The following is a 9,958-nucleotide window of genomic DNA, read 5'->3' as shown; positions in this document are numbered from 1 at the left end:
AAGGTAATACCGACAGATTTGAATTTATTAGCAGCAAAATTGTCGATAAGAGAAGGTAATACCGACAGATTTGAATTTATTAGCATCAAAACTGTCGATAAGACAAGGTAATACCGACAGATTTGAATTTATTAGCAGCAAAACTGTCGATAAGAGAAGGTAATACCGGCAGATTTGAATCTTTTAGAAGCAAAACTGCCGATAAAACAAGGTAATACCGACAGATTTGAATATATCAGCATCAAATCTGTCGATAAAACAAGGTAATAAAGGCAGATTTGATGTAATCGAACCTAAATCTGTCAATATAGCAATGTTACCAGGTATGAGAATGATTAAATAAAGCATCTCGGACCCCAACCCACCATCCAACCCCCGCCCCCAAACTCAAACCACCCCCTATCCCACACCCTCCCCCCCTCCCATAAAATCCCCAAGCAACACTTGAGTGGTGCTTATGTGATAAAATATAATAATGAACTCCGACATAACGAAAGCAACTTTTGGAAAATAATTGAAGCATAAAATAATAGGAACAAGGGAAATTGGAAGGTAGAAGGGATGTGGCTTAATGAAAAATATATTATTTGTATGTACAGGAAATACATGTAGAAGCCCCATGGCAGAAGCTATCTTTTTGAAAGAACAAAGTGGTAAATTCGAAGTGAAATCTGCTGGGATTCATGCGATAGAAGGTATGCCCATGTCTGAAGGAGCACAAACCGTTTTATCAAATAGGAATATGATAGATAATCATAAGTCATCAGTTCTGAGTAGAGATCTCATTGATTGGGCTGATGTAGTGTTAACGATGACAGAAAATCATAGACGCTCAGTGATAGAACTATATCCTGAAAACCATGAGAAAATATATACATTGAAAGAATATATTCTGGACGACCCTGAAACGATAGAAAAGATCGATAAACTGAAGCACCATATGGCTCAGTTGGAATTAAAACGAGCTAGCTTTTTAGCAAACAATCAAGATCAAGTGGAAAGATATAATAAAACGAAAGATATTTCTAAACAACAGGAGCTTGAGCAAGCACTGCTTAAAGAGCTTCAACCGGAGCAGGAAGCAATCGCAAAGTTAATGGCCGAACTGCCATCCTTCGACATAGCAGATCCATACATGGCTAGTGTGGAAGTGTATGATCAAACGTTTAAAGAGCTCGAGGAATCAGTGAAAAAACTTTTAAAAAAGTTTGAAGAACAGTAAAAGGTTAGGTTATGGACAATGTAAACCTTTTCATTTGACATTTTAAAAAATAATTTGAGTTTTTTGTCAAAAGCTACTGTTTGAAATGGCATTACCTTGTTAAAATACGAACAGGGACTTCGATTTTTATAATTGGCTATGTTAAACCTTGAGGCTAAATTTTTGTTACAGGTACTCCCTTTCAGCTGGTAGATGATTAACTAGCCATATATTAAAGGAAATGAGAAAGGCGGCAGTTTGAAATGAAAGTAGCAATTGGTTCAGATCATGGTGGTTTAAATTTAAAGCGTGAAATCACTAACTTATTACAAGAAATGGGAATTGAATATGAGGATGTTGGTTGTGACTGTACAGACTCTGTTGACTACCCAGATTATGGGATTCCTGTTGCAGAAAAGGTAGCTAACGGTGAAGTAGATAGGGGAATCCTAATTTGTGGCACTGGCATTGGTATGTCTATTGCAGCAAACAAAGTGAAGGGAATTCGTTGTGCCCTAGTCCATGACCTTTTTACAGCAAAAGTAACAAGGGAACATAATGACACAAATATTTTAGCGATGGGTGAAAGAGTTATTGGGCCTGGATTGGCAACAGAAATAGCTCGAGTTTGGTTATCAACGGAATTCGAGGGTGGTCGTCATGCGACAAGAGTAGGAAAAATTACGGAGTATGAGGGGTCTTAATTAATTTAATTAAGGGTGATTCTAGTATGGCGTTAGACTTAAAGGCTATACAGCAAGCGTTGGCAACAGCATTGGACGACTTGAATCAAGCTGCTGACTTAAAACCGAAGCAACTTGTTGTGGTAGGGGCTAGCACTAGTGAAGTGGCAGGGAAGCATATTGGGAGTGCAGGAACGAAAGAGGTAGCAGAAGCACTTTGGGAGGTACTTTACAACTTTCAACAAAAAACAGATATTTCCTATGCATTCCAGTGCTGTGAACATTTAAATAGAGCCCTAGTTGTAGAAAGTGACTACAGTTTTGTTCAACAGCTAGAGCAAGTATCTGTTGTACCAGTGGGGAGTGCTGGGGGAGCAATGGCAGCACTGGCTTTTAAAAAAATGAAGGGTGCTGTGATGGTAGAAGAAGTGAAAGCTGATGCAGGTATTGATATTGGAGATACACTGATAGGAATGCATTTAAAAAAAGTAGCAGTACCAGTCCGTAGCACGGTGAAATCAGTAGGGGAAGCACATGTAACGATGGCTAGAACTCGACCAAAGCTAATTGGTGGAGAACGAGCGGTCTACAAAGTTGTACATAGGGATGAGACATGTGATTAGCAAAAAAATAAAATAACTGGGTTATTATTAGGAGGTTTATGGAGATGACGACAATGGGGACAGACACATTAGCAAACGTAAGGATTCAAGACGAGGAAGTTTTTAAGGCAATGGAAGCAGAGCTTGGGAGACAACGTTCAAACATTGAATTAATTGCTTCAGAAAACTTTGTTTCAAATGCTGTAATGGAAGCGCAAGGCTCAGTTCTAACGAATAAATACGCAGAGGGTTACCCGAATAAACGGTATTATGGCGGTTGTGAGCATGTAGACGTAGTAGAAGACATTGCGAGAAACCGTGCAAAAGAACTATTTGGTGCAGAGCACGTTAATGTTCAGCCACACTCCGGTGCTCAGGCTAATATGGCTGTTTACTTCACGATCCTTGAGCATGGCGATACAGTTCTCGGTATGAATTTATCACATGGTGGCCACTTAACACATGGTAGCCCAGTTAATTTTAGTGGAAAACAATATAACTTCGTTGAATACGGTGTTGATGAAAAAACTGGAATTCTAGATTATGAAGATGTCCGTGCGAAGGCACAAGAGCATAAACCTAAGCTAATTGTAGCAGGTGCCAGTGCATACCCAAGGGAAATTGATTTCAAAGTATTTCGTGAGATAGCTGATGAAGTGGGAGCTTACTTAATGGTGGATATGGCTCACATCGCAGGACTTGTTGCGACAGGTCACCATCCGTCTCCAGTTCCTTTTGCAGACTTTGTAACGACAACAACGCATAAGACTCTACGTGGTCCACGTGGGGGAATGATTCTTTGTAAAGAAGAATTTGCGAAAAAAATTGATAAAGCAATTTTTCCAGGATTACAAGGTGGTCCATTAATGCATGTCATCTCCGCAAAAGCAGTTGCTCTTGGTGAGGCATTAGGGGAAGAATTCAAAGCTTATTCTGAACAGGTGAAGAAAAACGCTGTAGTTTTAGCCGCTACATTGTTGGACGAAGGAATTGATCTTGTTTCTGGTGGAACGGATAATCACCTCGTTTTACTTGACTTGCGAGGTCTTGGCATAACTGGGAAAGTAGCGGAAGAGGCATTGGATAGTGTTGGAATAACAACAAATAAAAACACGATTCCTTATGATCCAGAAAGCCCATTTGTAACAAGTGGTCTTCGTATTGGTACTGCTGCAGTTACTAGCCGTGGTTTTGGAGAAGAGGACATGAAGGAAACTGGAAAGATCATTGCGAAAGTATTGAAAGCAGTAGATGACGAGAGCGTATTAGCTGAGGCGAAAAAAGAGGTAGAAACACTAACATCTAAGGTTCCGTTGTACGAAGACTTAGGATAAATAGTCATAAGAGGTTGTCCCAGAATGTCACTTCATAGTGAATACGGAAGGGAGAACCTCTTTCTTTTTATATGAAAGTGAGTAGCCGACCCAGACACCCGCGGAAAAGGAAGGCAGGACAAGCCCCTGCAGAGCTAAGCTGCTCATGAAGCGGCTTGCCGGCTTCTCCACGGAAAGGGAGTAAACCGCAGTTTTTTCCAACAAATCATTTCGACGGTAGCCTTTAAAAAAGTATATGACTAATGAAACTAACGATCAGTCCAGCAATTAACACACGTTTTTTTCCAGGGGCATTAACGAATTTCTTTTCTTTTGACCAATAATGTATCAGTCCGTACCCTACACCAAAACCAAAGGGAAGTGGAATTATGCCATACCAAAAAATGAGTGTACCGAGAAAATAAAAACCGATTAATTTAGGGATAATAAGCTCTTCCTGGCGATTGTCACTCGAATAGTACCCAATTGCAGTCGAAAGGGAAATAGGTAATATATACACCAGAAAATATAATAATACAGACATTATGACACCTGCTTCTAGGATAATTGTCCTGAGTATATCATGAGTCTCTTAATGGGTGCTATTTACGACAACTTCATGTAATTTTAATGAAAAGTTTTAATAGTTCTTGAATCGGCGTGTCTTTTTATGTAGAATTTTCAAAGGAGTTCAATTAAATTAAGTAGATACTTACTATAAAGGAGCGGAACCATGGGTAAAGTTTATGTATTTGATCACCCCCTCATTCAACATAAGTTAACGTACATTCGCGATAAAAATACTGGAACAAAAGAATTCAGAGAGTTGATTGACGAAGTAGCGAGTTTGATGGCTTTTGAAATTACACGAGATTTACCACTTCAAGATGTACAAGTGGAAACTCCTGTTGCTACAGCCAATAGTAAAGTAATTGCTGGTAAAAAATTAGGTTTAGTCCCTATTCTCCGTGCAGGATTAGGCATGGTTGATGGAATTCTAAAGTTAATTCCAGCGGCTAAAGTTGGACATGTTGGTTTATATCGTGATCCAGAAACACTAAAGCCAGTCGAGTACTACATCAAGTTACCTTCTGATGTGGAAGTACGCGAATTCATTGTCATTGACCCAATGTTAGCAACAGGTGGATCTGCTGTAGAAGCAATTAACTCTGTAAAAAAACGTGGGGCAAAGAACATCAAGCTAATGTGTTTAGTTGCTGCTCCTGAAGGCGTAGAAGAAGTTCAAAAGTATCACCCAGAAGTGGATATCTACTTAGCGGCAATGGATGAAAAGCTTAATTCTAAAGGCTACATTGTTCCGGGTCTTGGAGACGCTGGTGACCGCTTGTACGGAACAAAGTAAATTTAAGCATTTATTTAGCGGGCTTACTAAATTTCTTTTTTAGCAAAAACATCATTTATGGAGTGTTATGGAGTGCGTCTCAAAAGTAATAACTTTTGGGGTGCACTCTTTTTAAGTTCCTTGGGATGCGCGCTGCTCCTTTATTAATCCTATTATAGAGGTTGTGTTAATAGCCGTAGCCGTGGGACATTCAGAGAAGAGTGGATATGGATAGTGCCCGAAGCACGAGTTGCTATTGTGTTTGGGGCACTAAGAGTCGTGGATAGTGCCCGAAGCGAGGGGTGGAATCGTGTTTGGGGCACTAAGAGTCGTTGATAGTGCCCGAAGCAAGGCTTGGATTTGTGTTTGGGGCACTAAGAGTCGTGGATAGTGCCCGAAGCGAGGGGTGGAATCGTGTTTGGGGCACTAAGAGTCGTTGATAGTGCCCGAAGCAAGGCTTGGATTTGTGTTTGGGGCACTAAGAGTCGTGGATAGTGCCCGAAGCGAGGGGTGGAATCGTGTTTGGGGCACTAAGAGTCGTTGATAGTGCCCGAAGCAAGAGTTGGATTTGTGTTCAGGGCACTAAGAGTCGTGGATAGTGCCCGAAGCAAGAGTTGGACTCGTGTTTGGGGCACTAAGAAGAGTAGATAGTGCCCGAAGCAAGAGTTGGACTCGTGTTTGGGGCACTAAGAAGAGTAGATAGTGCCCGAAGCAAGGGCTGCACACGTGTTTGGGGCACTAAGAGTCGTGGATAGTGCCCGAAGCGAGGGTTGGAATCGTGTTTGGGGCACTAAGAGTCGTTGATAGTGCCCGGAGCGAGGGTTGGAATCGTGTTTGGGGCACTAAGAGTCGTTGATAGTGCCCGAAGCGAGAGTTGGATTTGTGTTTGGGGCACTAAGAGTCGTGGATAGTGCCCGAAGCGAGGGTTGGAATCGTGTTTGGGGCACTAAGAGTCGTTGATAGTGCCCGAAGCGAGAGTTGGATTTGTGTTTGGGGCACTAAGAGTCGTGGATAGTGCCCGAAGCACGAGTTGGAATCGTGTTTGGGGCACTAAGAGTCGTTGATAGTGCCCGAAGCGAGGGTTGGAATCGTGTTTGGGGCACTAAGAGTCGTTGATAGTGCCTGAAGCAAGGCTTGGATTTGTGTTTGGGGCACTAAGAAGAGTAGATAGTGCCCGGAGCGAGGGTTGGAATCGTGTTTGGGGCACTAAGAAGAGTGGATAGTGCTCGAAGCAAGGGTTGCACTCGTGTTTGGGGCACTAAGAGTCGTTGATAGTGCCCGGAGCGAGGGTTGGAATCGTGTTTGGGGCACTAAGAAGAGTGGATAGTGCCCGAAGCGAGGGTTGGAATCGTGTTTGGGGCACTAAGAAGAGTGGATAGTGCCCGAAGCGAGGGGTGGAATCGTGTTTGGGGCACTAAGAGTCGTTGATAGTGCCCGAAGCAAGGCACCAAGCCTTCGGTAAAATAAATCAGTTTTAATTCCCCGAAAGGGAGGTAGCACCAAGCCTTCGGTAAAATAAATCAAGTTTAATTCCCCGAAAGGAATTCAGCGCCAAGCCTTCGGTAAAATAAATCAGTTTTAATTCCCCGAAAGGGAGGTAACACCAAGTCTTCGGTAAAACAAATCAGGTTTAATTACCTTTTACAGAAACTGTCCCATTGCTTCAGTCAAATAAACCAAGTTTTTTACCCCTATAGTGATCCTGCGCCAACCCTCTAATAAAAAACAGAAAAATTAGAAATCACTAAGCCTAATAGAGGTTGATACAGATGTCCATGTCCACTATAGATTATTTCAAAAACCCACTAACCGTAAATCCACAAACCCACAAGACAAGACGTAATTCCACCAACCCACTACATACTCACCATAAAAAGCCACTATTAGTTCTTGCACTTCAGCAACCCGAATAATCCGCAACCCGAATAAAGAACAACTCCACACCCGCAAGAAAATCTCGGTATTAGTTCTTCCACAACCCGCATAAAAACTCACAATTAGCTTTTTCCACAAACCTCGCACAAATCCCGCATCACCAACCCACCCAACGCTCTCCATCAAAAACCAACTAGATAGTTTTTCTTCATTCTCTTCAATCCCTTTGCATGAAATAGCTACCTCCTTGGAATGATAAAGGAAAATCAGTCCATGTTTTTTAAGTCTATACTGGAGGGAGTCGGGTTGAACAGGATGACGAAAATGTTTAGGCTACAAAAAGTCGTCATATGGATCATTCTACTCTGCTTTATGGTCCCAACAACAGTGGGGCATGCCGTGGATAATAGCAGCAATAGCAGTAATAACAGCGATAATAGCAGTGACGGAATATCCATTATGCAAAACAATTCGAAAAAACAAGATGATGAAATAGCTATTTCAATCAAAGATGTTTTTTACCCGGAACGTCCAGAATTCCCGAACAATGGTGATGAATCAGCGATTTTTATAATTGAATCGAATGATCACCCTGAAGAAACAGTAAAGCGAGTCAAGGAAATAATCCCGTCTGTGGAAATTAGAAAAGTTTTTACAAAGCTTTATAATGGTTTTTCAATAGAAACAGTTAGAAAAAGTATAACAAAGCTGCATGAGGTAGACGGCATAAAGCGTGTTGACGAAATTGCATACTACGAACCTTCCTTAGATGTGAGTGTACCCTTCATTGGAGGGGACGAAATACGAAATGTATTAGATGCAAATGGAGAAAAACTCACTGGAAAAGGTGTAAAAGTTGCAGTGATTGATACGGGGATAGATTATAACCACCCTGATCTAAAAGATAATTTCAAAGGTGGATACGATGTAGTAGATAACGATGACGATCCGATGGAAACCCGTAAAGAAGAAGGAATGCCGACCCTTCATGGAACCCATGTTGCTGGAATTATTGCAGCAAACGGTCGATTGCAAGGGGTAGCGCCAGAAGCTGAAATATATGGCTATAGGACACTTGGCCCAACTGGCATGGGGACAACAGAGCAAGTGATTGAGGCGATTGAAAAAGCCGTGGAAGATGAGGTTGATATCATTAACCTATCCCTTGGTAATACAGTAAATGGACCAGACTGGCCTACTAGCGTTGCGCTGGATAAAGCTGTAGAACAAGGTGTTGTTGCAGTTACTTCAAATGGAAATAGTGGGCCTAACTTGTGGACAGTTGGATCTCCGGGTACTTCGTCAAGAGCAATATCTGTTGGTGCTTCTACGCCTCCGATGAAAATACCTTACATTACAGCAGATATATATGGAGATGAAGATGAGGAAATTTCAATCCAGCCTATGAAAAACTCCTTGGAATGGGATTTGAAAAAGGAATATCCTCTCCAATATGTAGGCTTGGGAAGTGAAGAGAATTATTACCAACAAGATGTTCGTGGGAAAATTGTTTTAGCTGAAAGGGGACAAATTAGTTTTACAATAAAAGCTAATCTTGCACAGCAAGCAGGAGCAGAAGGACTCATCGTCTATAATCATACAGATGGTGAATTTACTGGAATGCTCGAACAACCTGTCGATATACCAGTAATTGGAATATCAAAAGAGGCAGGTGAAGCTTTAAAGGAGCAAATCATGAAAGAGTCAGTATATATTCGAACGGTTTATAGACACGAAGAAGATCTCATGGCACCTTTTAGTTCAAGAGGCCCTGTGACACACACTTGGGATATTAAACCTGATTTAGTGGCTCCTGGTGTAGCAATTGATAGTACTGTTCCAAGAGGGTATTTAGACCTGAATGGAACTAGCATGGCAGCTCCACACGTTGCAGGTGCTGCAGCTTTAATAAAGCAAAAGCATCCAGACTGGACACCTGACCAGATAAAAGCCGCATTAATGAATACTGCTAAACCAATTGTAGATAAGGAAGGAGAGATTTATCCTCCTCACGTACAAGGGACAGGTAGAATTCAATTAAATGAAGCCCTTAATACGGAAACGCTTGTTTATCCAGGATCTGTTTCCTTCGGGAAGTGGCTTCGTACGGACAGTCGCTTAGAAAAAACAGTAGAGCTGACTATCGAAAATTTATCTGATGAAAGAAAGCGATATACGGTAGAGCCACCGTTTAGTGTTCCGGACGGTATACAATGGAAAGTGCCTTTTTCAATGTACTTATCTCCTGGTGAAAAGAAAACGGTCCCAGTTACTATGGACGTCTTTCCTGCTGTTTTCCAAGAAGGTATATTCCATGATGAGATAGTAGTGAGAAGTGGTAGTGAGACGATTACAGTTCCATTCCTGTTTTTCGTGGAAGAACCTGAGTATCCTCGACTGATGGCTTTTATGTTTGAACAAAAATCGAATCCAGAAGAATATCACTATGAAGTTTACTTACCTGGTGGTGCCGATAAATTCGGGATTGCCTTATATGATCCTGACACCTTCCGTTTTATAGACTATATTGATGTACAATCAAATTTAGAGCGCGGGATGTTTGAACAGGACATTGAAATTCAAGGCCTTGAGCCAGGTGTTTATAAAGCGATCATTTTTGCGAAAAAACAAGGTCACGAAGATGTCATAGAAAGAGAATTATTTATTGGTACTTGGGAGGAAGGAAGCTAAATTGCTTTCTTCCTCTTCTCTTTTTCTTATCAAGCAAAGCTGTAAGATAATTTTTTTAATAGTAGACTAGCCTCACGACTTACCACCACCAGTACCCACCAATCACCGACTACCTACTCGCTCCGAGGCGAGGCCCTTCCCCCAAAAAAACAACAACACTGTAGTTTTTCTATAAATGGTGTGCTCTCTTCGCCACCCCAATATAGATTGAAAATTTCTTTAAAATAACTTGAAGAAAATAGTATAAATAA

General features: G+C 41.4%; 8 protein-coding genes. 6 read left to right on the top strand and 2 right to left on the bottom strand.

Features of this window, described 5'->3' with window-relative positions:
* Positions 1 to 183 precede the first annotated feature (183 nt).
* Positions 184 to 372, bottom strand: coding sequence for a hypothetical protein (locus tag BW724_RS23370; RefSeq protein WP_140355045.1), 189 nt, complete (start codon positions 370 to 372; stop codon positions 184 to 186).
* A 199-nt stretch (positions 373 to 571) separates the two neighbouring features.
* Here BW724_RS23370 and BW724_RS21200 point away from each other — a divergent pair, with 199 nt between their 5' ends.
* The 4 genes from BW724_RS21200 (at position 572) to glyA (ending at position 3,820) form a co-directional block, all read left to right on the top strand.
* The gene (locus tag BW724_RS21200) at positions 572 to 1,222 is read left to right on the top strand and encodes a low molecular weight protein arginine phosphatase (RefSeq protein ID WP_088077066.1); all 651 of its coding nucleotides are present in this window, start codon (positions 572 to 574) and stop codon (positions 1,220 to 1,222) included.
* A 242-nt stretch (positions 1,223 to 1,464) separates the two neighbouring features.
* Entirely contained in the window at positions 1,465 to 1,905 is a 441-nt protein-coding gene (rpiB, locus tag BW724_RS21195) for a ribose 5-phosphate isomerase B (RefSeq protein ID WP_088077065.1), read from the top strand.
* Between the two features lie 26 nt (positions 1,906 to 1,931).
* Positions 1,932 to 2,507: a TIGR01440 family protein gene (locus BW724_RS21190; protein WP_088077064.1), complete on the top strand. Its 576-nt coding sequence runs from the start codon at positions 1,932 to 1,934 to the stop codon at positions 2,505 to 2,507.
* 53 nt (positions 2,508 to 2,560) lie between these two features.
* On the top strand, positions 2,561 to 3,820 hold the full coding sequence (glyA, locus tag BW724_RS21185; RefSeq protein ID WP_088078124.1) for a serine hydroxymethyltransferase: 1,260 nt from the start codon (positions 2,561 to 2,563) through the stop codon (positions 3,818 to 3,820).
* Positions 3,821 to 4,043: 223 nt separating this feature from the next.
* On the opposite strand, the gene BW724_RS21180 is transcribed toward glyA, so the two are convergent.
* Entirely contained in the window at positions 4,044 to 4,343 is a 300-nt protein-coding gene (locus BW724_RS21180; RefSeq protein ID WP_088077063.1) for a hypothetical protein, read from the bottom strand.
* A 189-nt stretch (positions 4,344 to 4,532) separates the two neighbouring features.
* Here BW724_RS21180 and upp point away from each other — a divergent pair, with 189 nt between their 5' ends.
* Together upp and BW724_RS24185 are read left to right on the top strand one after the other, a co-directional pair.
* The gene (gene upp, locus BW724_RS21175; protein WP_088077062.1) at positions 4,533 to 5,162 is read left to right on the top strand and encodes a uracil phosphoribosyltransferase; all 630 of its coding nucleotides are present in this window, start codon (positions 4,533 to 4,535) and stop codon (positions 5,160 to 5,162) included.
* Between the two features lie 2,178 nt (positions 5,163 to 7,340).
* Positions 7,341 to 9,707: a S8 family serine peptidase gene (locus tag BW724_RS24185; RefSeq protein WP_088078123.1), complete on the top strand. Its 2,367-nt coding sequence runs from the start codon at positions 7,341 to 7,343 to the stop codon at positions 9,705 to 9,707.
* Positions 9,708 to 9,958: the final 251 nt, after the last annotated feature.

The sequence above is a fragment of the Litchfieldia alkalitelluris genome, from assembly GCF_002153425.1.
Classification (GTDB): Bacteria; Bacillota; Bacilli; order Bacillales; family Salisediminibacteriaceae; genus Evansella; species Evansella alkalicola.
Note: the sequence above shows the minus strand (reverse complement) of the source record. Positions and strands in the feature narration are given on the sequence as shown.

What these genes read in the sequence shown, in the direction of transcription:
- BW724_RS21200 (WP_088077066.1), top strand. Translation starts at nt 572, where the DNA reads ATGAAAAATATATTATTTGTATGTACAGGAAATACATGTAGAAGCCCC.
- rpiB (WP_088077065.1), top strand. Translation starts at nt 1,465, where the DNA reads ATGAAAGTAGCAATTGGTTCAGATCATGGTGGTTTAAATTTAAAGCGT.
- BW724_RS21190 (WP_088077064.1), top strand. Translation starts at nt 1,932, where the DNA reads ATGGCGTTAGACTTAAAGGCTATACAGCAAGCGTTGGCAACAGCATTG.
- glyA (WP_088078124.1), top strand. Translation starts at nt 2,561, where the DNA reads ATGGGGACAGACACATTAGCAAACGTAAGGATTCAAGACGAGGAAGTT.
- BW724_RS21180 (WP_088077063.1), bottom strand. Translation starts at nt 4,343, where the DNA reads ATGTCTGTATTATTATATTTTCTGGTGTATATATTACCTATTTCCCTT.
- upp (WP_088077062.1), top strand. Translation starts at nt 4,533, where the DNA reads ATGGGTAAAGTTTATGTATTTGATCACCCCCTCATTCAACATAAGTTA.
- BW724_RS24185 (WP_088078123.1), top strand. Translation starts at nt 7,341, where the DNA reads ATGTTTAGGCTACAAAAAGTCGTCATATGGATCATTCTACTCTGCTTT.